The 22489-nt window shown below is 48.9% G+C and carries 18 protein-coding genes; 9 read left to right on the forward strand and 9 right to left on the reverse strand.

Features of this window, described 5'->3' with window-relative positions; genetic code table 11:
* Positions 1–68 precede the first annotated feature (68 nt).
* A complete protein-coding gene (locus EJE48_RS05320) occupies positions 69–854 on the forward strand; it encodes a hypothetical protein (RefSeq protein WP_016406848.1) in 786 nt (261 codons plus the stop codon).
* Between the two features lie 87 nt (positions 855–941).
* Here EJE48_RS05320 and EJE48_RS05325 read toward each other — a convergent pair whose 3' ends face one another.
* Both EJE48_RS05325 and EJE48_RS05330 read right to left on the reverse strand, forming a co-directional pair.
* Positions 942–2291, reverse strand: coding sequence for a peptidoglycan-binding protein (locus EJE48_RS05325; protein WP_118582466.1), 1350 nt, complete (start codon positions 2289–2291; stop codon positions 942–944).
* A gap of 18 nt (positions 2292–2309) precedes the next feature.
* A complete protein-coding gene (locus tag EJE48_RS05330; protein ID WP_016406850.1) occupies positions 2310–2801 on the reverse strand; it encodes a hypothetical protein in 492 nt (163 codons plus the stop codon).
* A 127-nt stretch (positions 2802–2928) separates the two neighbouring features.
* Here EJE48_RS05330 and EJE48_RS05335 point away from each other — a divergent pair, with 127 nt between their 5' ends.
* The 5 genes from EJE48_RS05335 to EJE48_RS05355 all read left to right on the forward strand — a co-directional run bounded on the left by EJE48_RS05335 (position 2929) and on the right by EJE48_RS05355 (position 9370).
* Positions 2929–3744, forward strand: coding sequence for a carbon-nitrogen hydrolase family protein (locus tag EJE48_RS05335; RefSeq protein ID WP_016406851.1), 816 nt, complete (start codon positions 2929–2931; stop codon positions 3742–3744).
* Positions 3745–3780: 36 nt separating this feature from the next.
* Positions 3781–4323 carry a peptide-methionine (S)-S-oxide reductase MsrA gene (gene msrA / locus EJE48_RS05340; RefSeq protein WP_016406852.1) on the forward strand — a complete coding sequence of 181 codons (543 nt, stop codon included), beginning with the start codon at positions 3781–3783 and terminating at the stop codon, positions 4321–4323.
* Positions 4324–4420: 97 nt separating this feature from the next.
* Complete coding sequence (gene asnS, locus EJE48_RS05345) at positions 4421–5815, forward strand: asparagine--tRNA ligase (protein WP_124984355.1); 1395 nt, start codon at positions 4421–4423, stop codon at positions 5813–5815.
* A 210-nt stretch (positions 5816–6025) separates the two neighbouring features.
* A complete protein-coding gene (locus EJE48_RS05350) occupies positions 6026–7687 on the forward strand; it encodes a WG repeat-containing protein (RefSeq protein WP_118582471.1) in 1662 nt (553 codons plus the stop codon).
* 18 nt (positions 7688–7705) lie between these two features.
* A complete protein-coding gene (locus EJE48_RS05355; RefSeq protein ID WP_118582474.1) occupies positions 7706–9370 on the forward strand; it encodes a WG repeat-containing protein in 1665 nt (554 codons plus the stop codon).
* A 48-nt stretch (positions 9371–9418) separates the two neighbouring features.
* On the opposite strand, the gene EJE48_RS05360 is transcribed toward EJE48_RS05355, so the two are convergent.
* Both EJE48_RS05360 and EJE48_RS05365 read right to left on the reverse strand, forming a co-directional pair.
* A complete protein-coding gene (locus tag EJE48_RS05360) occupies positions 9419–9913 on the reverse strand; it encodes an HD domain-containing protein (RefSeq protein WP_118582477.1) in 495 nt (164 codons plus the stop codon).
* A gap of 43 nt (positions 9914–9956) precedes the next feature.
* The gene (locus tag EJE48_RS05365) at positions 9957–11330 is read right to left on the reverse strand and encodes a sodium-dependent transporter (RefSeq protein ID WP_118582480.1); all 1374 of its coding nucleotides are present in this window, start codon (positions 11328–11330) and stop codon (positions 9957–9959) included.
* A 267-nt stretch (positions 11331–11597) separates the two neighbouring features.
* Here EJE48_RS05365 and EJE48_RS05370 point away from each other — a divergent pair, with 267 nt between their 5' ends.
* Positions 11598–12866, forward strand: a complete 1269-nt coding sequence (locus tag EJE48_RS05370) for an L-cysteine desulfidase family protein (protein ID WP_118582483.1) — start codon at positions 11598–11600, stop codon at positions 12864–12866.
* A 63-nt stretch (positions 12867–12929) separates the two neighbouring features.
* Here the strand turns inward: EJE48_RS05370 and EJE48_RS05375 are convergent, their stop codons facing one another.
* Both EJE48_RS05375 and EJE48_RS05380 read right to left on the reverse strand, forming a co-directional pair.
* Positions 12930–13916, reverse strand: a complete 987-nt coding sequence (locus tag EJE48_RS05375; RefSeq protein WP_016406859.1) for a diaminopimelate dehydrogenase — start codon at positions 13914–13916, stop codon at positions 12930–12932.
* Positions 13917–14120: 204 nt separating this feature from the next.
* Positions 14121–16709, reverse strand: a complete 2589-nt coding sequence (locus tag EJE48_RS05380) for a cation-translocating P-type ATPase (protein WP_124984356.1) — start codon at positions 16707–16709, stop codon at positions 14121–14123.
* A 362-nt stretch (positions 16710–17071) separates the two neighbouring features.
* Here EJE48_RS05380 and EJE48_RS05385 point away from each other — a divergent pair, with 362 nt between their 5' ends.
* Complete coding sequence (locus tag EJE48_RS05385) at positions 17072–17308, forward strand: hypothetical protein (RefSeq protein ID WP_016406861.1); 237 nt, start codon at positions 17072–17074, stop codon at positions 17306–17308.
* A gap of 78 nt (positions 17309–17386) precedes the next feature.
* On the opposite strand, the gene EJE48_RS05390 is transcribed toward EJE48_RS05385, so the two are convergent.
* Together EJE48_RS05390 and EJE48_RS05395 are read right to left on the reverse strand one after the other, a co-directional pair.
* Positions 17387–18745, reverse strand: coding sequence for an MATE family efflux transporter (locus EJE48_RS05390; protein WP_016406862.1), 1359 nt, complete (start codon positions 18743–18745; stop codon positions 17387–17389).
* Between the two features lie 224 nt (positions 18746–18969).
* Positions 18970–20472 carry an IMP dehydrogenase gene (locus tag EJE48_RS05395; RefSeq protein ID WP_016406863.1) on the reverse strand — a complete coding sequence of 501 codons (1503 nt, stop codon included), beginning with the start codon at positions 20470–20472 and terminating at the stop codon, positions 18970–18972.
* 305 nt (positions 20473–20777) lie between these two features.
* On the opposite strand from EJE48_RS05395, the gene EJE48_RS05400 reads away from it, so the two are divergent.
* Positions 20778–21896, forward strand: a complete 1119-nt coding sequence (locus tag EJE48_RS05400; protein WP_118582495.1) for a DUF6198 family protein — start codon at positions 20778–20780, stop codon at positions 21894–21896.
* A gap of 91 nt (positions 21897–21987) precedes the next feature.
* Here the strand turns inward: EJE48_RS05400 and EJE48_RS05405 are convergent, their stop codons facing one another.
* The gene (locus tag EJE48_RS05405) at positions 21988–22485 is read right to left on the reverse strand and encodes a Gx transporter family protein (protein ID WP_118582498.1); all 498 of its coding nucleotides are present in this window, start codon (positions 22483–22485) and stop codon (positions 21988–21990) included.
* Between the last annotated feature and the right edge of the window lie 4 nt (positions 22486–22489).

Raw genomic sequence — 22489 nt, forward strand, 5'->3', positions numbered from 1 at the left:
GAGAAGCAGCAAAAAGCCGCAGATAAAATCTGCGGCTTTAAATTACTCAAACAGATGAAGGAGAAAAAATGGAGAAAAGGAAATATGAGGATATTCAAATCATTGAAGTTTTTCATGAAAGCAAAAGGCAGAAGATATGTGCATATAAATCTCTTATAAAAGAGAACTGCTTCGAGGGAACGCAGGTATTTGAATATGACGAAGCAGGAAATCTCTTGAAACGTACTGTTATACAAAATCATAGTGGTTCCGGTCAGCTGAGAGAGTGCTGTTTTGCATACGATGAAGAGAAAAGGATTATTGCATATAAAGAAGTGGTAAATCAAGATAACGGGGAGCAAATAGTAACGATCAATAGAGTATATACGTATGAAGCAGATGGCAATGAATATATCCTTGAAAAAGGGGAAGCACTTTGTAAAAGATATTTTGTATATTGCAAAGACTCTAAGGGATTGAAAGAGGACATGCCTTCTGAAAGAGCGTTATTCTTTAAAATGGATACCATTATAATGAAGGATAGGCAGAAACAACTTTACTATTTACCGAATGGAGCATTATCTTTCCAAAGAATATTTTATAAAGAAAAAGGGAAATTTGAATTTTTAAATCCGGCAGGAGAAGAATATAAGTGGGCTTTGGGAGATATTGATGATAATTCAGCATTGGTTTACTTATATGAGCCAATTTTAACGTTAGAAATTTATCAGCAAATTGTCCTATATTGTAAAAAGATTAGTCCGAAGTTAGATTTTATTTCTTTTTCGCCGAAGTGCTTTGTTGAACCGAATGAAGAGTGCAATCGAATTATGAATTGGATTGCAGAGGTTGATGTATGGTATGGGATTTGCTAATGAAAAGGGTTGGAATAAGCAAATATTTTTAGGTTATTTCAGTAATGGAGAGGGTGTCGACTTTGTCGACACCCTAAGTTAGTTTCGTTAGCGCGCGTTATACAAACGCCGTATAAGGTTCCATGTCGCAGGGCCGACATTCCCCGTCGGCGGCAAATCGTTCTGCGCCTGCAATGCCGCTACAGCGTCTCTTGTCGCCTCGTCAAACACCCCCGTCACCGCAATCGGCGGAATCACGCCGCTGTAGTCCGCAATTCCTTTGAGATAGGTCTGTAAATTCCGCACATCCTCATTTTCCATGCCCGGGGAAAGGAAATATCCCGGATAAATCCCTGCGTTGTTTTCCTTCATCCCCGGCGGCAGCATTGCCAGAATATCGTCATACGCCTGCCGCAGCCGCAGCCACGTCTGCAAGCCCACAATCCCGTCCGCAGGCAGTCCGGCGAGCGTTTGAAAGGCACGCACGGCGGCAGTGGTCGCAGGGCCAAAGTATCCGTCCTGGTCGATATCGGGAATGGCATCATTAAAATATGAAATCACATCCAGATAATACTGCAAAGACCGCACATCCACACCGTTGCTCCCCTCGCGCAGCACCGCAGGGAAGGGGCGTGTCACCTCATCCAATGTCAGCCCTTCGCTCGTCAGCTCATTCAGCCGTTTCACCCCGTTGTAAATATATTTCAGCTGATACCACGTTGGCTTCCCGACAATTCCGTCCGGTGTCAGGTTGAAAATCCGCTGAAATTCCCGTACCGCGTTTTCTGTTGCTATGTCGAATACCCCGTCTGCCGGCTCAATTTTCGGAATCGCAGGGTAGTTATCCGCAATGCGGTTCAGCTCTAATTGTATCGTTTTTACGGTATTGCCGGCATCCCCCAGCCGTAACGCGGCACCCGGATAGGATGGCACATTTGCGGAAATCGGTACATTTTCCAGAATCCCGATGTCCTGCCCGTAAAATTTCTGCAAAATCTGATAGGGTGTCAGCCCCTGCTCCGCCAATGCAACCGTCTCCCATTGGGAAAGTCCGTCGCAGACGGTGGTTGTGCCATTGCAGTAGGCGGTGAAAAACGGATCAACACGCCCCTGCCGCACCACATAGTTGTTGAAAATTTCATCCACAATGCGGCTGATGTTTTCATAAATATCCCGTCCCTTGATGTAGGTCTGGTCATACTGCGTGGTCGAGGTAATATCAAAATCATACCCCTGACTGCGGTAAAATTCGTTAAATATGCGGTTCAGCGCATAGGTAATCTGTGCGTAGATATTCGCGCGAATTGCGGCTTCGGGCCATGTGGGGTAAATCTCGCTGGAGGCCACATTTTTGATATAATCGGGAAACGGCACGGTTACGTTTTCCGCAGGCTGATTCGGCAGCCCCAGGTGTACCGTAATTGTTTCGGGAATGGTTGGAACCTGCTGTAAAGCCATGGTGTGCTTCCTCCTTTTTTATAAATTCGGTTCGGTATCGGTGATGCTTTCTGCCTCGTCCCTGCGCGCTCCGCTGACATCAAAGGAAAGTGCGACAGGCTGAATTGTGGTAATCCCATCAAAAATGGGGATATCATGCACCACAACAGGAACCGTTCCGGGGGCGGAAATCAGTGCGTCGTATGTCGCAAAAACATCTGTGCCGCCCGGTGTCTGCGATTTATCGCGGCGCGGCGCAGGCAGTGAAATTTCTGCCGTTTTGCCGCTTTCATTCGTCATTGTGGTAACGGAAAGCGTATGCCCGTTGGGTAATGCCTTGCTGATGACAACCGTTGCCCTCTCGATGGGAACAGCTCCCTGTCCGCCCGTCACCTGAAACAGCAGTGTGCCGAAGGCAGGGTTTTCCGCCAGAAATTGCCGCAGAGGATCGGCAGGGCTTGCTTCTCTGACAGAAAGCTTGGAAGAATTGGAAGGATTGGGTTTCTGGTTTTTCTGAAAATAAGGATACATAGAAAAAACTCCTTTCTCTGTTTTTTATGGACTCCTTCCATACTATGCAAAAGGCAAATCCCCTTTTTCTTTTTTTTCGGGTATGCTATGATAAAGGCAAAAAGAAGGCAGATAGGAGGTCTGTGGAATGAAAGTAGCTTTATTGCAGTTAAAAACCCTGCCGACACCTGAGGAAAATCTTGAAAAAATAAAACAGATGCTTGTGCAGGCAAAGCAGGAGGGCGCGGATCTGGCAGTTTTGCCCGAAATGTGCTGCTGCCCCTATGAAAACAGTGCCTTTGTGCGCTATGCCATGCCCGAAAACGCCCCGTTTTTGCAGGGCATCGCCGAAATGGCAGGGGCTCTCGGCTTGTATGTGGTTGCAGGCTCTGTTCCGCTTGCGGCGGATGGCAGAATCTATAACGCCGCCTTCGTCTATGATAATAAGGGAAGCTGCATCGCAAGACACCGCAAAACCCATCTGTTTGATATCAATGTCCCCGGCGGACAGTATTTCATGGAATCCGATACCTTTACCGCCGGCAGGGATGTCACCACCTTCGACACCCCGTGGGGCAGGATGGGGTTGATGATTTGCTATGATATCCGTTTTCCGGAGCTGTCCCGTCTGCTTGCGCTCGAAGGCGCAAGGGCAATCCTTGTCCCTGCCGCCTTCAATATGACAACAGGCCCTGCCCATTGGGAAATGTCCTTCCGTATGCGTGCCTTGGATAATCAGGTTTTTCTGGCAGGCTGTGCCCCTGCGCGTGATTTGCAGTCCTCCTATACCGCATGGGGTCATTCTATTGTTACCGACCCTTGGGGCAGTGTGGTAGCGGAGCTGGACGAAAACGAGGGCATCCTCACAGCGGAGCTGGATTTTGCAAGGCTGGAGCAGGTGCGGGCGGAGCTGCCGCTGTTAAAGCACCGCAGAACGGATTGTTACGATATCATCAGAAAATAAGGAGAGATGGCACTTAGGAAAGGAGAGAGGACTCTTATGAAAAAAGAAACGATTTATCTGGCAGGCGGCTGCTTCTGGGGCACGGAAAAATATATGCAAGGTGTTGATGGTGTTCTGGAAACAAGGGTCGGCTATGCTCTGGGCGAAAAGCCCCTCTGGAATCCGCCCCTCAAGGAAAGTGTCACCTATGAGGAGGTCTGCAATCACAGCGGACACGCCGAAGCGGTCGAGGTTGTCTTTGATGCGGAAAAAATCTCTCTGACAGAAATTCTCAGGGAATATTGCTATACCATCGACCCGACCTCTCTGGGCAGGCAGGGCATGGATATCGGGATTCAGTACCGCACGGGCATCTATTCCCTCACTGAGAAGCAGCGGCAGACGGCACAGGCATTTCTGGATACCCTGCAAAAGGACTACAAACAGCCGATTATGATTGAAAATCTCCCCCTGCGCCAGTTTATTCAAGCGGAGACGTATCACCAGAAATATCTTGAAAAAAATCCCAATGGCTATTGCCATATCAATTTTGAGAAAATTGCGGCGCAGAAGGCGGCGAAAGCGGAAAAGCAGGATTGATTTTTCCGATAAATCCGATAAAAAGGTTGTCTTTTTCCCTTGAAACGGCTACAATAGAAGTATTATGGACAGAAAACTCAGGAAAGGATGTAACATCATGGATTTGACAACAGTAAAATCTATCTACCGCAATACTGCGGCGTATGCAAATAAAGAGGTCACACTGGGCGGCTGGATTCGCACCATGCGTGTCTCCAAGAATTTCGGCTTTATCGAGCTGAATGACGGCTCCTTCTTCAAAAATATTCAGATTGTTTTTGAAGCGGAAAAGCTGGCAAACTATGAAGAAATTTCTAAGCAGAATGTCGGTGCGGCACTGATTATCAAGGGGCTTTTGGTGGAAACCCCCGAAGCAAAGCAGCCCTTCGAGGTAAAGGCAACACAGATTGATGTGGAAGGCACCTCCACCCCCGATTATCCCCTGCAGAAAAAACGCCACTCCGTAGAATTTCTGCGTGAAATCGCATATCTGCGCCCCAGAACAAATCTGTTCTCCGCAACCTTCCGCGTGCGCAGCCTGATTGCAATGGCAATTCATGAATTTTTCCAGGGCAAGGGCTTTGTATATGCCCATACACCCATCATCACAGGCTCTGACTGTGAGGGTGCAGGCGAAATGTTCCGTGTTACCACATTGGATTTGGAGAACCTGCCTCGCACAGCCGATGGCAAGGTAGATTATTCCAAGGACTTCTTCGGCAAGGAAACCAATCTGACTGTTTCCGGTCAGCTTTCCGCGGAAACCTTTGCAATGGCGTTCCGCAATATTTATACCTTCGGGCCTACCTTCCGTGCGGAAAATTCCAACACAACCAGACATGCGGCGGAATTCTGGATGATTGAACCCGAAATGGCATTTGCCGATTTGAATGATAACATGGAAATCGCAGAGGAAATGCTGAAATATATCATTCAGTATGTACTGGACAACGCCCCTGAGGAAATGGAATTCTTCAACAGCTTTGTGGACAAGGGTCTGCTGGACAGACTGCATAACATTCTGGATAACGAATTCGGCAGAGTGACCTACACAGAAGCCGTTGAACTGCTGAAAAAATCCGGTCATACCTTTGAATATCCCGTAGAATGGGGCATTGATTTGCAGACAGAGCATGAACGCTATCTGACAGAGCAGATTTACAAGAAGCCCGTATTCGTAACCGATTACCCCGTAGAAATCAAGGCGTTCTATATGCGTCTGAATGATGATAAAAAGACCGTTGCGGCAATGGATTTGCTCGTGCCCGGCGTTGGCGAAATCATCGGCGGCAGCCAGAGAGAGGAAAGACTGGATGTGCTGGAAAACCGCATGAACGAGCTGGGTCTGAAAAAAGAGGACTACTGGTGGTATCTGGATTTGCGTAAATACGGCGGCACAAGACACGCAGGCTTCGGTCTGGGCTTTGAACGTGCGGTAATGTATCTGACAGGTGTCGGCAATATCCGCGATGTCCTGCCTTACCCTCGTACCGTAAATAACGCAGAATTCTAATCTGATTTTGCAGAAAATAAAAGAGTCTGTATGGGAATTTTCCCACGCAGGCTCTTTTTGTATACAGAAAAACGCCTTGTGTTACAAGCAGCTTACAAATTTCTTACGAATTTCTTAAAATCCTGTCCATTCTCTTGAGGAAACAAATTCCTTCTGCTAGAGTGAAAGCAGAAGCAAAAGCACAGTTGTATTTTCGGGGAGGGACAAAACATGAAAAAACTCGTTTGTATGGCACTCAGCGCAGCACTTCTGGCAGGGAGCGTGCCTGCCTACGCGGCAGATTATATCACAAAGGTGCCGCATACCTTTACGGCAAAGGTCGGCACAACGGAATTTACAAAGGATGGCGAAGCACAGCCCTTGGATGTGCCGATTTATATTAAGGATGGCTATACCATGCTGCCCCTGCGCACCTTTATGAAGGCGGCGTTGGGCGAGAAAAGCCAAATGGTTTGGAATAATGAAGACAAGGCGGCGACAGTAGTATGGGGAGGAAATCTCATCCGTTTTTCGATAAAAGAGAATACCATCGCACAAAACGGGAAGGACTTACCCGTCTGGGGCAAAATGGAAGTGAAGGATGGGCGCGTTTTCGTTCCTCTGCGGAACTGGTCGGGTATTTTGCAGTCCATCGGCTATCTCATGGAGGAGGGCGATATTACATGGGACAGCACCACAAGGTTGGCAACCATCCGCGCTGTGGAACAGAAGCTTGACCCCTCCAATGGTCTGGAAAAACCCACACTGAGCGGCAAGGGCGCGCAGGCATCCTATACCATGGCACTCACCACGCAGTATGATGAAATCGAGCCCCTTGGGGACGGCTATTTCCTTGCACAGAAATATACGGGAGAAACGAATGTCGGCTTGGGTGTCAGCATAGGCAGACGCGAAAATGTACGGTATCTTCTGGATAGTAAGGGAAAGGTGTTGCAGACCTATGACACCGGAACGGATAACTATATGGAGGACGGCGGTGAGCGAACCTTCTTAGTTGGCAGAAATACGGAAAACGGCTTTGGCAATGGTGCCATTGATTGGGAAGGCAAAACCGTTATCCCCTTCATTTATAACAGAGTAGAGCCTTTTTCCGAAGGCTTGGCGGCAGTTTCGGATAAAAACGGCACAGGCTTTGTGAATCGAAACGGCGAGGTTGTGATTCCTTTGCAGTTTGAGGAGGCAAAACCCTTCTCCGATGGTCTGGCAGTTGTGAAGAAAAAAGACGGCACCTATGCTTATATTGATAAAACAGGCAAAATCGTCATTGATGCCGCGAACTACAGGCATGTGGAGTCCTTCTCGGAAGGTCTGGCAATGGTACGAAGCAGTGATGCGCGTCGGGCAGGCTTTATTGATCAAACAGGCAAGGAGGTTATCCCCTGTCAGTATCGTTGGGCAGGCTATTTCCGAAACGGTGCAACCTATGCGTCAGATGCGGAAGGAAAAAACTGGCTGATTGATCAAACAGGCAAAAGGCTGAAACGGATTGCGGATGCAGAATATCTGGTATACGCAGATGATGATAGGACAAAACCAAATCAGCAGAAGAACGGCATGGCAATGACGGAGGAGATTGTGAATCTGCCTGATGGCGACCATGAGCATGTAAGACGCTATTTTGATGAAACAGACGAAATTTCCTATGAAACCTATCTCCTGAAAAAGGGACTTTCCGAGGGACTTGCACCGTATTGGGATGCGACGGCAAAGAAATACGGCTATGTAAACGAAAGCGGCACTTGGGTGATTGCGCCTGCATTTGATGCGGCGGAGAGATTCCAAGACGGCTATGCGGTGGTTGCCAATAAAATCAAATTGGCAGACGGTACAAAGGATGTCGAATGGGGCATTATCAGAAATCCGAACAGATAAAAAAAGGGGAAAAGGCGTATGAAAAAAATATTCTGTATGGCACTCAGCGCGGCACTTCTGGCAGGGAGCGTGCCTGCCTACGCGGCGGAGGAATCACTGTTCACGAAAACACCGCATACCTTTACGGCAAAGGTCGGCACAACGGAATTTACCAAGGACGGCGCAGCACAGCCCTTGGATGTAGCGATTTATACCAAAAACGGCTATACCATGCTCCCCCTGCGTACCTTCATGCAGGCGTTGGATGCAGATGCTACGCTTGCGTGGTCAAACGGAACGAAGCTTGCCGAGGTCACTCTGCATGATTTTACGCTGACCTTTGATATAAACGGCAATCGTATCTGGGCAAAGAGCAGTCAGCTGCCTGTGTTCGGGCAGATGGAAGTCAAGGACGGCAGAGTTTTTGTCCCCCTGCGCGATTGGGAGGGCGTGCTGAAATGCTTTAACCGCTATATCGTCGATGCAGATGCTCTCAGCTGGGATGCAGAAACAAAAACCGCAGCCGTACAGCTGACAGAGCTGACCGCGGCAACGGCAAACGATACCTCCTCCGTCAAGGGAACGGGCGAAGCGGCAGTGTTCGGCATTCCCCTGACAGAACGCTATGATGATATCAAATCTATCGGCGGCGATTATTTCATCGCGAAAAAATACGTCAATACCGCGGGGGATATTCTGGGTGGGCCGCAGGAATATGAAAATCAGCAGGCAGATTGGTTTCTTCTGAATCAGCAGGGTAAGGTACTGCTCCAATATAGCAATAAGGATGTTCTCAGACTGCGCGGCTTTGGCGATGGCTTCCTGCGTCTGGATAGACGGTACAGAACAGATATGATTCTCGATATGGAAGGCAATACGCAGTTTACATACGGTTATGATGATTATCATGATGTAGGCAGCTTTTCGGAGGGTCTGGCAAGGGCAATGAATTATGAGGAAGGAAAGTGCGGCTATGTCAACACAAAGGGCGAGGAAGTCATTCCGTTCTCCTTTTACAGTGCCGATGCCTTCTCTGAGGGCTTGGCGGCAGTAGGCGTAGATCTTCCGAAGGAAGAAGGAAGGCAGAGCGCAGAAACCCGTTATGGCTATATTGATAAAAAAGGAGGCTGGGTCATCGAGCCGAAATACAGGAGGGCATTTGCGTTCCAGGATGGTCTCGCAAAGGTAGAGGATACGGACAGAAATATCGGCTATATCGATAAAACCGGCAAAGAGGTAATTCCCCTGCGCTATACCAAAATAACAAATTTTTGGAACGGCAAAGCCTTTGCACAGGAAAAAAGCGGCGAGGTTTTCCTGATTGACAGGACAGGCAAAAAGCTGAAATCCATCATAACCGGAGAATATATAAGTGAATGTGGCAACGGCATTATTTTCATAGAGGCCAAGGAGCAGGTTGCACCCGGCAGGGGGGAATATGTGAGGCTGTATTTCGATGAAAACGGGCGTGTTTCCGAGAAGGATGCAGAATGGAGAATGCGGCTTTCCGAAGGGCTTGCCCCCTATCAGGATGAAAAAACAGGCAAATATGGCTATGTCGGTGAGGATGGCACATGGGTCATTGCCCCTACCTTCGACTTCGCAAGAGATTTCAAGGACGGCTATGCCGTTGTTTCCAAAAAAGTAACGCTTGCAAATGGCAAAGCGGATGTGCAATGGGGCACTGTCTGCCACCCCATCTAAAAATGGCATAAGAAAACCCCTTCGTACCTTTGGTACGAAGGGGCAATTTTATTTGTCCAAAAATATAGATTGCAACAGCCGCCTGCCGCAGTCCGTTTTCGCCACGTTTTCCAGAAAATGCGTCGCGGCTTCTTTTCCCAAGCCCTTTTCCGCCGCATTCACCAGAAAATCCGCCTCAATCAGAATCTGATAATCCATCCCGTCAATTCCTGTCACCGTGTGGTGGTGTGCAATCAGATAGGAAATGCGGTCAATCAGCGCTGCGTCAAATCCGCTGTCCGCAAGGAAGCCTTGCACCAGCCGAGGGCTTTCCGCCTCTTGATGCTTGCCGTCCGTATTGCCGTATTTTTCCCGACAAAGCGGACAGGAAATATCGTGAAGGATTGCTGTCGCCTCCAGCAGAAACTGCGTCTTTTCGTCTAAGCCCTCTGCCTCGCCAATCGTTTTCGCATACGCCCAGACGCAGAGAAAATGGTGGATATCCGCCGTATTCCCTTCGGAAAAGGCAATCATTTTTTCTGTTAATTGCGGTATCGTAAGCATCTTTGTTCCTTCCTTCTCTTTTGTAAAAATTGTTGAAACCTGCTTATTTGCTGAACATGGAGATATACCCCATCACGAATACAAACAGAATAATCAGCGGCAGGATATACTTCACATACAGCCGAATCCCGTTCGGGAATTTCAGCCCTTCGCCGGCGTTGGCCTCGTCCATGAAATTCTCCCAGCCCCAGCCGTTTTTGCATGCACAGAACAGCACATAAACGATACTGCCCAGCGGCAGAATATTATTGGAAACCAGGAAATCCTCCAGATCCAGAATCGCAGTGCCCTCGCCCAAGGGCTGTAAGCCGCTCAGCACGTTGTAGCCCAGCGCGCAGGGCAGGCAAAGCACAATCAGTGCCACAATATGATACGCAACAATTTTCTTGCGCGGCGCATCCGTCATATCTGTCCAGAAGGTAATCAGGTTCTGGAATACACCGATGACCGTAGAGAATGCCGCAAAGCACATGAACAGGAAGAACAGCGTCCCCCAGAGCCGACCGCCCGGCATTGCATTGAATACGTTGGGGAGCGTCACGAAAATCAGTCCGGGGCCCTGACCGGGGTCAACCCCATAAGCAAAGCACGCAGGGAAGATAATCAGACCTGCCATCAGCGCAACCGCCGTATCCAGAATCGTAATGCAGATTGCCTCGCCCATCAGGGAGCGGCTGCGGTCGATAAAGCTGCCGAAAATCGCAATCGCGCCCATGCCGATGCTCAGCGTGAAGAAAGCCTGACTCATCGCGGCAAAAAGCACCTCCGTAATGCCGTATTCCATCAGCTTGGAAAAATCGGGATAGAGATAGAACCGTAGTCCTTCCTCGCCCCCTGCCAGAAAGAAGGAGCGCACCGCAAGAACAATCATCAGAACCAGAAGCGCAATCATCATCACCTTCGTGATTTTTTCCACGCCGTTTTGCAGCCCCTTGCCCACAATCAGCATACAGCTGATAACAACGGCAATCATAAACGCAACATTCAGCGTCGGGTTGGCAAGGGTGCTGTTGAAGGTTGCGCCGATTTCATCCGCGTTCATCCCTACAAAGCCGCCTGCCGCCATCTTGAAGAAATAATAAACCATCCAACCGGCAACCGTGGTGTAAAACATCATCAGGATGTAGTTACCTGCCATTGCAGGAAATTTGAACCAATGCCACTTCGTTCCCTTCGGCTCCAGCACATCCATGGAAAGGGCAACACTGCGCTGACTGGCGCGCCCAACGGCAAGCTCCAGTGTCAGAATGGGAATGCCCAGAATGAGCAGAAATACGAAATAAATCAGCACAAAGGCAGCACCGCCGTATTTCCCTGTGATGTAAGGGAATTTCCACACATTCCCCAGACCGATGGCACAGCCTGCGGAAATGAGCAGGAAGCCCAGACGGGAGCTGAATTTCTCTCTGTTTTCCATAAAAACCTCCTATAAATCCTCTGTTTTTTTGCATGCTGTTCGCGCTGTGCGAAAGAGCATGTATTTTTTCTCATACGTTGTCAGAGAAGCTGATTTTATTATAGAAAAATTTCCATGAAAACACAACAGAAAATCGAAAAATTCGATGGAATGTATCGGAAGAATTGTTTTCTCGATAGTAAGAGCATTTCAGGTAGCTTTTTTTCATTGGAACAGGTATACTGAAAGAAGAAATTGTAGGACAAATGAGAGGGAGAGGGTATAAAAATGAAATTCGATTTTACCGGTCTGTTAAAAAATGAAATGAAGCCTGCCTTAGGCGTAACAGAGGTCGGCGCGATTGCCCTTGCGGCGGCGAGAGCCTATGCGGCTGTGGGCGGTAAGCTGCAAGAGATTCGCATGGTGATGAATGGCGGCATGTATAAAAACGCCTTTTCCTGCGCCATTCCCGGCACGCAGGAGCTTGGCTGCAATATGGCGGCGGCATTGGGTGCCTTGGGCGGCGATTGGACGCTTGGTCTGGAGGTGCTGAAAAATATTACAGCCGCACATGTTGCCGAGGCAAAGACATTGCAGATTCCCATGGATATCAAAGCCGATGAAACAAAGGAGGGCATTTATATCCTTGCGGAAATCCGGACAAGCGAAGGGGTCGGCGTTTGCCGCATTGAGGACTTCCATGCGAATATCGTTTTTGTTGCAAAAAATGATACCGTTCTCTTTCAGGCGGAGCAGACAAAGGCGGCAGAACAGCAGCATGCCTTTGATTTTGAAGCAGTTACCGTTGCGGATATGGTGGATTATGCAAAAACCGTTCCCATCGCAGAATTGTCCTGCGTGAAAGAAATGATTGCCATGAACTGTGCGCTTTCCGCCGAGGGCGAGAAGGGCGTAGGTCTGCAAATCTGGAAAACTCTGGCAGCCTTCCGTAATAGAGGTGCTGTCGGTGACGATATGATTTACGCCGCACAGAGGCTGACCTGCTCCGCCATGGATGCGCGTCTGGCAGGTCTGCCCTTTCCTGCCATGAGCATTGTCGGCAGTGGCTCCCATGGGATTCTCTGCTCCATGCCCGTTGTTTCCTATGGCAGATTTGCAGGCAAAACAGAGGAAGAAATCATCCGCGGCGTGGCACTCAGCTGCTTAATCACCATTTTCAGCAAACATTATACCGGCAGACTTTCTGCCCTCTGCGGCTGTGTTCTGGGCGGTGGCAGCGGTGCGGCGGCAGGTATTGTGCTGCTCATGGGCGGCAGCGCGAAGGAGGCCTCCGCGGCAATGGATCACATGGCGGCAAATCTTACCGGCATGATCTGCGATGGCGGCAGTATCGGCTGTGCGCTCAAGGCATCCGCAGGGGTCTATGCGGCATATCTTTCCGCGATGCTCGCCATGGAAGGAATTGCCATTCCGCATAATTTCGGCGTAATCGGTTCCTCCGCAGAGCAGACGGAAAAGAATCTGGGACGTATCTCCGATGAGGGGATGGCTCCCATGGACAGTACGATTATTGATGTCATGCAGAAGGGAAAATAAAATAAACCCCCATCGGTGAACCGATGGGGGTTGTTTCTGTCCAAAATCTGTTTTCAGCTTAAATTAAAGCAGATTTTTTCTCTGTTCTTCCGCAGACAGGGGAGAAAGATAGGTGGGTGCAACATCAAATACAGTCTTTGCCCCTGTGATGCCCTCCTGTGCCATCTTGTAAGCCGCTCTTGCATAAGCAACAATTACGCTGGAAGTAAATTCGGGGTTGGAGCCCAGCTTCAGAGAATATTCAATCATCTGCTTGGTATCTGCGCCGGTTGTGCCTGTGCGGATAACAAAGCCGCCGTGAGGGATACCGCTGTGGTCGCGATCCAGCTCCTCCTGAGAAATGAAGTGAACCGTTGTGTCATAATCAGCGAAGTAGTTGGGCATGGTCTTGATTTCGTTTTCAATGCGTGCCAGATCTGCGCCTTCCTCAGCCACAACATAGCATTCTCTTGTGTGTTTTTCTCTTGTGGTCAGCTCAGGGTTTTCGCCTGCTCTTACCTTTTCCAGTGCCGCAGGAACGGGAACGGTATACTGCTTGCCGTCCTTTACGCCCTTAATGCGTCTGATGGCATCGGAATGTCCCTGACTTACGCCTCTGCCCCAGAAGGTGTAATCCTTGCCGTTGGGCAGAATGCAGTTGCCGATCAGTCTCTGCAGGCTGAACATACCGGGATCCCAGCCAACGGAAATGAAAGCAACATGACCGCCTTCCTTTGCGGAAGCGTCTACATTTGCGAAATGCTCAGGAATTTTTGCGTGGGTATCAAAGCTGTCCACGATGTTGAAATATTTTGCATATTCAGGGCTCTGTACAGGCAGATCTGTCGCACTGCCGCCACAGAGAATCATAACATCAATGTCGTCTTTTTTGCTGATTGCGTCCTTTACGTTATATACAGGTACATCGGGGCTCTGTGTTTTCAGTGCTTCGGGGGCTCTTCTGGTGAAGAAAGCCGCAAGCTCCATGTCGGGGTTCTGTCTGATTGCCAGCTCCACGCCCTTCCCTAAGTTGCCATAGCCCAAAATACCAATTCTGATTTTTTCTGCCATTTTCATCATCCCTTTTCTTTAGAATAAAAATTTTAAAAACAAAAAAACTTTTTTAAATATTTTTTTGAGTATAGCACAAGAATCCGCAGAAGAAAATATTTTCCCAGTAAAAAAATAGAAAATCCATTTTTTCTTGATGGAAGGGGTATCACAAAAACTTATTGCTTACTGCTTTGTGATAGCATATTTTCAATAAACCGATGCTTATTTCCCTCTCACCACGCGGAACAGCTGAATCAGCTGGGTCGGCAGGAAGGCAAACCCGGCGATTTTCAGGATATCATTCCCGGTCAGTGCATTGCTGATGTCAAATAACCCATGCAGGGCAGGGATACAAAGCACTGCAAACAGCAGCAATGCGCCGATTGCAAATGCTCCGAAGCAGAAGGGGTTCATCGGCAGGCGGAAAACGGAGCGTGTGCCGCGGCAGTTAAAGCCGTGGAACAGTCGTGCAAGGCAAAGCGTTGCAAACGCCATCGTACAAGCCATTGCGCCGCTGACTGCCAGACCGTTGTAAAACGCAAGCATGGTTACAATCGCAATCAGAACGCCCTGTAAGGAAAGCCGCTTCAGAAAAGCGCCTGTCAAAATCCCTTCGTTTGCTTTTCTGGGTGCCTGATTGAGCAGGTCGCCCGTCGGCTGCTCCATGTTGACCGCAAGTGCAGGCAGGCTGTCCGTCAGCAGGTTGATGAATAAAAGCTGTACTGCCGTGAAGGGCAGTGGCAGCCCCATCAAAGAGGTAAACATGACAACCAGAATCCCTGCCAGATTGCCGCTCAACAAAAAGCCGATGGAATTTTTGATATTTGTATATACATTTCTGCCGTTGGCAACGGCTTTGACAATGGTCGCAAAATTATCATCCGTCAGAATCATTGCCGCAGCATCCTTGGAAACCTCCGTCCCCGTAATGCCCATGGCAATGCCGATATCTGCCTGCTTGAGGGCAGGGGCATCGTTCACGCCATCCCCTGTCATCGCAGTGATGCAGCCGTTTTCCTGCCATGCGCGCACAATGCGAATTTTATGCTCAGGAGAAACGCGCGCGTAAACCGAAATCTGCCGTACCTTTTCCTTCAGCTCCTCGTCCGTCATGCGCTCCAGCTCTGCCCCTTCAACGGCAAGGTCGCCCTCCTGCAAAATCCCGATTTTTTTCGCAATCGCAGAAGCCGTTACCTTATGGTCACCCGTAATCATCACAGGGCGGATACCTGCGCGGCGGCAGTCGGCAACCGCTGCGGCGGATTCCTCACGAGGAGGGTCCATCATGGCAATCAGACCCACAAAGGTAAGGTCATTTTCATCCTCTAATGTCAACGGACGGTTTTCGGGCAGTGTCTTTTCCGCAAAGGCAAGCACACGAAGCCCCTCCGCAGAAAAAGCCGCAATCTGTGCATGGATTTCTTTGGCAATCGCATCCTCCATGGGAACAACGCCCGTTTCTGCCTTCGCAGAGGAACACCGTCCCAGAAGCACATCCGGCGCACCCTTGGTCAGAAGCGTGGTTTTTCCGGCAATTTCGTGCAGGGTGGACATCAGCTTTCTGTCAGAATCAAAGGGCAGCTCCTGCAAACGGGGGAAACCCTGCCGAATTTCGTTTTCATCTCCGCCTGCCTTGCGGCAAAATGCCAGAAGGGCGGTTTCGGTCGGGTCACCGATTTGTGCATCCTCGTGGATGGCCCCGTCATTGCAAAGCACACTCTCCCCGATAAGCTCCTTTAAAGGGGATTGCGGCTGTTCTTCCGCATCCCAAACCCTGCCGAGTGTAAATGCCTTCTGTACGGTCATTTTATTCTGTGTCAGTGTCCCTGTCTTATCGGAACAGATAACGGAAACAGAGCCAAGTGCCTCCACCGCACGCAGCTTTTTGATGATGGCATTCTGTTTTGCCATCTTCTGTGTCCCGATTGCAAGTCCGATTGTCACGATAGAGCTTAATGCTTCGGGAATCGCCGCAACTGCCAGTGCAACTGCGAACATCAATGCCTGCCCAAGCCCCATCTGCCGCCATACGCCAAGCGCAAACACAATCGCACAGATAATCAGAATCAGAATCGAAAGCTTTTTGGAAAAATCGTCCAGACTTTTCTGCAAAGGCGTTTCCTTCTCCTGCGCGGATGCCATCAGATGCGCGATTTTCCCCATTTCCGTATCCATGCCTGTCGCCGTCACAAGCACCACCGCACGCCCGTAGGCAACAGGCGAACCGCTGTAGACCATATTCAGGCGGTCGCCCAGGGGCAGTTCTTCTGCATCAAGCGGTCGGTCGGTTTTGTTGATGTTTTCCGATTCACCCGTCAAAGCGGATTCGTTTACCTGCAAAGAATAATTCTCCAAAATGCGACCATCGGCGGCGGCAATATCCCCTGCCTCCAGCAGCAGGATATCCCCCGGCACGAGGGAAAGCGCGGAAATTTCAAGCTTTTCTCCGTCACGCAGCACGCGCGCATGGGGTGCGGACATCGCTTTCAGGCTTTCCAGAGATTTCTGTGCCTTAAAATGCTGCACCGTTCCAAGAATCGCATTCAGAATCAGCACCGTAATAATAACAATCGTGCCTTCCCAGCCGCCCGTCAGCGCGGAAATGATTGCCGCAATCAGCAGAATTACCACCAGTAAATCCGCAAACTGCTCCGCAAATACGCGCAGCACGCTTTTCTGCTTGCCCTCAATCAGCTTGTTCTCGCCGTACTGCGCAAGTCGCTTCTGCGCCTCTCCGCCGCTCAGGCCGTGCGCATCTGTCTGATACGAGGTAAATAGAGCTTCCTTTGTTTCTGTCCAAGGCTGTTTCATATCCATTCTCCTTTCTGTTTTCCGGTGCAGGCGGCTTTTTTCAGGAAAATAAAAAAGACCCCTATTGCACCAATCAAAAAAAGTGCAATAAAAGTCTTGCTTCTCAGATGACAAAATCACTCTGTCGGACGACACCCGGGATTTCATTTTTGAAATGACCGTGATGACGAGTGTCGGCAACGGTTTCCCGTAAGCTACTCCCCTTTATTTGAAAAGATTTTAGCATATCCATTCCGGAAAAGCAAGTAAAGATTTCTTTATACCGCATATTTTTTTTATTCGGGCGCACCTTTATTTTCTCCGCTTTTTCTGGTATGATAAAGCTGACTTTGGAATTTCATTTCCGAAAAGGAGGAAAAAATATGCGGCACGATAAATATAGATATAATAATACGGAAGAGGTTGTGTATTATTTAAAGAAATACCAGCGTGTGAAGGAGGAGTGGCAGGCAGATTTCTATGATGCCTACGGCAGACACATGCTGACCTTTGAAAGCAGTGATGAGGAAACCATGGATGCCCTGAATGATGAGGATAAATTATATTCCCTCGTTGCGGAATGGTTGGATTTCGCCCTCATGATTAGCCCTGAAGACTAAAAGCGCTTCGCTTAAGTCGAAATCAGGAGCATATAAAAAAGCCCTATGCGAAAGCATAGGGCTTTTTGTAATTTCGACTTAACGCTCTGCGTTATATAAAGGCTGAATCTCATTACGGTATACCTTCCGCCAGAACAGAAGGGTAACACAGAGGGAAACACATTCTGCCAGAGGGAAGGCAATCCACACAGCACCCAAGCCCCAGATTTTAGAAAAGAGGAAGGCGGCAGGCAGCAGCACCACAAGCTGACGCATCATGGAGATAATCAAGCTGATCACGCCATGCCCCAAGGCCTGCATAACAGAGATAATGATAATATCAAAGCCTGCCAGAAGGAAGGAAAGGCTGATGATACGCAGGGCGGGAATGCCGATGGCAAGCATCTGCTCGGATGCGTTGAAGATGCCCAGAAGCTGCTTTGTGAAGGCCCAGAAAAGAATCATGCCGATAATCATAATGGAAACGGCATAGGTCACCGCAAGGCGCATGGTTTTCATCAGGCGATCGGGCTTTCTTGCGCCGTAGTTGAAGCCGATGATCGGCACCATGCCGTTATTCAGACCGAATACAGGCATGAAGATGAAGCTTTGCAGCTTGAAGTATACGCCGAATACGGCTGCTGCGGTTGAGGTAAAGCCAATCAAAATTTTATTCATGCCGAAGGTCATAATAGAGCCGATGGATGCCATGCAGATGGAAGGAATCCCGATGGCATAAATGCTCTTGACTGCGTGTGCCTGCAAATGATATTTCTTTGGATTGATGACAATATCATCGTTTTTCTTTTTATTGAAAAAGCACGCCAGAGATGCCGCACAAATCTGCCCGAACACAGTTGCGATAGCCGCACCACGCACCCCAAGCTTTGGTGCGCCGAACAGGCCGAAAATCAAAATGGGGTCCATAATGATATTCACAATGGCACCCAAGCCCTGTGTCAGCATGGTATAGAAGGTTCTGCCGGTTGCCTGCAGGATACGCTCAAAGCCAAACTGCAAAAAGATTGCTGTGGAAAGCAGACAGCAGATACGCAAATATTCCGTACCCAGACGCACAATTTCGGGATCATCTGTTTGCGCACGGAAGAAAAGATTGCTGCCCAGCAGACCGAAAATCGCAAAGAGAATCCCGCTGATGACATATAACGCCAAGCCGTTGTTGGCAATCAAATTGGCACGCTCCTGGTTTCTTTCCCCTAAGGAGCGGGAAACCAGTGCATTGATACCGACACCGGTGCCTGTGCCAATGGCAATCATCAGGTTTTGCGCAGGAAATGCAAGAGAAACCGCTGTTAAGGCATTTTCGCTGATTTGTGCAACAAACATACTGTCAACGATGTTATATAACGCCTGCACCAGCATAGAAATCATCATGGGCAATGCCATGGAAATCAATAGCTTATTGACGGGCATAACGCCCATTTTGTTTTCTTCCATTTTCCGAATTCCTCCTTTGTTTCGCTTTCAAACTGCTTTTTCATCAAAAAAAGAGTTTGCTGAATAAAAATTTATTCGCAAACTAACTATTTCTATTGTATGAAAAAGTGCAGGCACTGTCAAGCCAATTCGCCAAACTTTCGCAAGATATAGCAAAATAGAAAAAATAAGCCCCGAATTCGTCTGAATTCGGGGCAATATATGCAATGCTTCTGCCTGTTTTCTTATTTAATCTGTGCGCTGTCCTTCAGAAGAACGTCATGCGCGCCGCCTTCCACCAGAGAGGTTGTGGAAATAACGGTAATTTTCGCTTTTTCCTGCAATTCGGGAATGGAAAGCACACCACAGTTGCACATCGTGGATTTTACCTTTTTCAGGGAAAGCCCTACGTTGTCATGCAGGCTGCCGGCATAGGGAACATAGGAGTCAACGCCTTCCTCAAAGGAAAGCTTTGCATCGCCGCCCATGTCGTATCTCTGCCAGTTTCTTGCTCTTGCGGAGCCCTCGCCCCAGTATTCCTTCATGTAGGAGCCGTTGATGTTCACCTTGTTTGTAGGGGATTCATCGAAGCGTGCGAAGTATCTGCCCAGCATGATGAAGTCTGCGCCCATTGCCAGTGCCAGTGTCATGTGGTAATCATAAACGATACCGCCGTCGGAACAGATGGGAATATAAATACCGGTTTCCTTGTAGTAATCATCTCTTGCCTTTGCAACCTCGATGACAGCAGAGGCCTGTCCACGGCCGATACCCTTCTGCTCACGGGTAATGCAGATAGAACCGCCGCCGATACCGATTTTTACAAAGTCTGCGCCGCAGTCTGCCAGGAAACGGAAGCCCTCTGCATCCACTACGTTGCCTGCGCCAACCTTTACGGTGTCGCCGTAGGTTTCACGAATCCATTCCAGTGTATCCTTCTGCCATTCGCTGTAGCCCTCGGAGGAGTCGATGCACAGGATGTCTACGCCTGCCTCTACCAGAGCGGGTACTCTTTCCTTAAAGTCTCTTGTGTTGATGCCTGCGCCGACAACATAACGCTTGCTGGAATCCAGAAGCTCGTCCTTGTTTACCTTGTGGCTGTCATAGTCCTTACGGAATACCATGTATTCCAGTCTGCCTTCCGCATCTACGATGGGCAGCTGGTTGATTTTGTTGTCCCAGATGATGTTGTTTGCTTCCTTCAGTGTTGTGCCGGAGGGTGCCCAGATGAGCTGATCCATGGGTGTCATGAAATCCTTTACCTGCTCTGTGCCTTCCATGCGGCTCACGCGGTAGTCTCTGCTGGTTACCAGACCAACCAGCTTGCCCTGCGCTGTGCCGTCTGTGGTAACTGCAACGGTGGAGTGACCGGTTCTTGCCTTCAGCGCAAGAATATCGTTCAGTGTGCTTTCGGGGCTGATGTTGGAATCACTGATTACAAAGCCTGCCTTATAGGATTTTGCTCTTGCCACCATAGCCGCCTGACTTGCGATGGGCTGAGAGCCGAAGATGAAGGAAATGCCGCCTTCTTTCGCCAGAGCCACTGCCATCTTGTCATCGGATACTGCCTGCATCACTGCAGATACCAGAGGGATGTTCATTGTGAGCGCAGGTTCTTCCCCTTTTTTGAATTTAACAACGGGTGTTTTCAGGCTTACGTTATCCACCATGCACTGCTTGGAAGAATAGCCGGGTACCAGCAGAAATTCGCTGAAGGTTCTGGATGGTTCTGTGAAATAAATTGCCATTTTTCTTTCTCCTCCTGTGATTCTTTTCCGATTTTGATATAGAATACGCCATTCTGATTGTATTTAATATGTTGAAAATGATTTTAACACTAAAAAGCCGCTCATTCAAGGGGACTTTCGGGATTTTTGACTTTTTGTGGATTTCGTCGGTTTTTTCGGACAATTTCCGGCATTTTCGCACGTTTGTATACAGAGTACCCGAACGCCTTCTTTCGGGATATTCTGTTGACAAACTGCTTTCCTTGGAATAGTCTAATGAATGGACACAAAAACAAAAGAAAAAAGAGAAAGAGGGGGAAAGTTTTATGGAGAATACAAAGGGAAGCCGCCTTTTTGTGCGGATTCCGGCTTATGTCATCGGGCTTTTGATTATGACGCTTGGTGTGGCGATTTCGGTTAAGTCAAATCTGGGAGTTTCGCCCGTCAGCTCTATCCCCTATACCATCACCTGCGTGGTGGGCTTGGAAATGGGGAAAGCCACAATTCTGTTTCATGCTGTTCTGGTTCTGCTCCAGATTCTGCTACTGCGCAGAGCCTTTCAGGCAAAAAATTTATTGCAGATTTTTGCAGGGATTCTGTTCGGATATTTCACGACCTTCTGCAATTCGCTGATGGTGTTTTTCCCCGACCCGACAAATCTCATCGTGCGCCTTGCCATGATGCTGTTCAGTACGGGGCTGATTGCCTTCGGGCTGTTCTGGTATGTCCCTGCGGATATCATTCCGCTGGCAGGGGAGGGAGCAATGCTTGCCATCTCCAAGACCATTAAGAAGCCCTTCCCGACGGTTAAGATTGCCTTTGATGTGACCATGGTAGTCATTTCTCTTGTGACCTGTCTTATCTGCTTACATTCTCTCGGCAGTGTCGGCATCGGTACGATTGCCGCCGCCATTCTGGTCGGTATGGAGCTGCGCTGGATTACAAAAAAATGCGGCGCACAAAGAGACGCGATTCTCGGTGTTACGAAAAAAGAAACAGCGCAGTCGCCGTTGCTTGCCATCATGAAGCAGGAGGTTTATACCGTTTCCGAAGAAACCTCTATCCGCGATGCTCTGCACCTCATCACAGAAAAGAAAATCAGCGGCGTGCCTGTCACAGATGGCAGCCAGAACCTGATCGGCTTCCTTTCCGATGGGGATATCCTGCGCTTCCTTGCGGATGTGGAGCCGCTGTTTATCAATGCCTCCGCCTTGCAGGAGCTGCCGAATTTCGAGGAACGCACAAAGGAGCTCATGGCAATGCAGGTAAGGGATATCGCGAAAAAACAGGTCATTTCCGTCGGCGCGGAAATGGAATTGGGCGAGGTCTGCCAGATTCTCACCGAAAACCATATCAAGAAAGCCCCCGTTCTGGAAAATGGCAAAATGATTGGCATTATCAATATGAGCAACATCACAAAATATGTCCTTCGGAAAATGATGTAAACAAAAAACGGGTGCTTCTTTTGAAGCATCCGTTTTTATTTTGAAAGGGTTCGGGAAATGTCCCGTCTGTTTATTCCTCTGTCTAACCAAGTCAAAAACGTGGTTTCTGACTTAAATGCTTTAACGCCGTCTGTGCCACAATCCCAATCAGCACCCCCGTTACCACGCCCGAAACGAGCAGGAAGGGCAAATAATATGCCATCCGCACATTCTGCACCACAAGCGACGCAACCACAATCTGACCGACATTATGAAAAATACCGCCTGCAACGGAAACGCCGATCATGCTGAATTTCCCCGTTTTCTGCAAAAGCACCATCACCGCAAAGCTGCATAATGCCCCTGCCAAGCTGTAGAGCATGCCGGCAAAGCCTGCAAACAGCAGTCCCGAAAGCAGCACACGAATCAGCGAAACAAAAAATGCGCTTTTCGCATCCATAAAATAAAGCATGATAATCACAATCACGTTTGCCAGCCCCAGCTTCACTCCGGGAATCGGCACAGGCACGGGAATCATGAACTCCACATAGCCCATCAGTATCGCCAGTGCGGCAAACAGCCCGTAATAAGGAATTTTTCTGTAGTTCATGTTT

Origin of the sequence: Anaerotignum faecicola (assembly GCF_003865035.1) — a bacterium.
Lineage (GTDB): Bacteria > Bacillota > Clostridia > Lachnospirales > Anaerotignaceae > Anaerotignum_A > Anaerotignum_A faecicola.

Bases quoted from the DNA above. Each gene is read 5' to 3' on its own strand.
- EJE48_RS05320 (WP_016406848.1), top strand. From the start codon at position 69: ATGGAGAAAAGGAAATATGAGGATATTCAAATCATTGAAGTTTTTCAT.
- EJE48_RS05325 (WP_118582466.1), bottom strand. From the start codon at position 2,291: ATGGCTTTACAGCAGGTTCCAACCATTCCCGAAACAATTACGGTACAC.
- EJE48_RS05330 (WP_016406850.1), bottom strand. From the start codon at position 2,801: ATGTATCCTTATTTTCAGAAAAACCAGAAACCCAATCCTTCCAATTCT.
- EJE48_RS05335 (WP_016406851.1), top strand. From the start codon at position 2,929: ATGAAAGTAGCTTTATTGCAGTTAAAAACCCTGCCGACACCTGAGGAA.
- msrA (WP_016406852.1), top strand. From the start codon at position 3,781: ATGAAAAAAGAAACGATTTATCTGGCAGGCGGCTGCTTCTGGGGCACG.
- asnS (WP_124984355.1), top strand. From the start codon at position 4,421: ATGGATTTGACAACAGTAAAATCTATCTACCGCAATACTGCGGCGTAT.
- EJE48_RS05350 (WP_118582471.1), top strand. From the start codon at position 6,026: ATGAAAAAACTCGTTTGTATGGCACTCAGCGCAGCACTTCTGGCAGGG.
- EJE48_RS05355 (WP_118582474.1), top strand. From the start codon at position 7,706: ATGAAAAAAATATTCTGTATGGCACTCAGCGCGGCACTTCTGGCAGGG.
- EJE48_RS05360 (WP_118582477.1), bottom strand. From the start codon at position 9,913: ATGCTTACGATACCGCAATTAACAGAAAAAATGATTGCCTTTTCCGAA.
- EJE48_RS05365 (WP_118582480.1), bottom strand. From the start codon at position 11,330: ATGGAAAACAGAGAGAAATTCAGCTCCCGTCTGGGCTTCCTGCTCATT.
- EJE48_RS05370 (WP_118582483.1), top strand. From the start codon at position 11,598: ATGAAATTCGATTTTACCGGTCTGTTAAAAAATGAAATGAAGCCTGCC.
- EJE48_RS05375 (WP_016406859.1), bottom strand. From the start codon at position 13,916: ATGGCAGAAAAAATCAGAATTGGTATTTTGGGCTATGGCAACTTAGGG.
- EJE48_RS05380 (WP_124984356.1), bottom strand. From the start codon at position 16,709: ATGAAACAGCCTTGGACAGAAACAAAGGAAGCTCTATTTACCTCGTAT.
- EJE48_RS05385 (WP_016406861.1), top strand. From the start codon at position 17,072: ATGCGGCACGATAAATATAGATATAATAATACGGAAGAGGTTGTGTAT.
- EJE48_RS05390 (WP_016406862.1), bottom strand. From the start codon at position 18,745: ATGGAAGAAAACAAAATGGGCGTTATGCCCGTCAATAAGCTATTGATT.
- EJE48_RS05395 (WP_016406863.1), bottom strand. From the start codon at position 20,472: ATGGCAATTTATTTCACAGAACCATCCAGAACCTTCAGCGAATTTCTG.
- EJE48_RS05400 (WP_118582495.1), top strand. From the start codon at position 20,778: ATGGAGAATACAAAGGGAAGCCGCCTTTTTGTGCGGATTCCGGCTTAT.
- EJE48_RS05405 (WP_118582498.1), bottom strand. From the start codon at position 22,485: ATGAACTACAGAAAAATTCCTTATTACGGGCTGTTTGCCGCACTGGCG.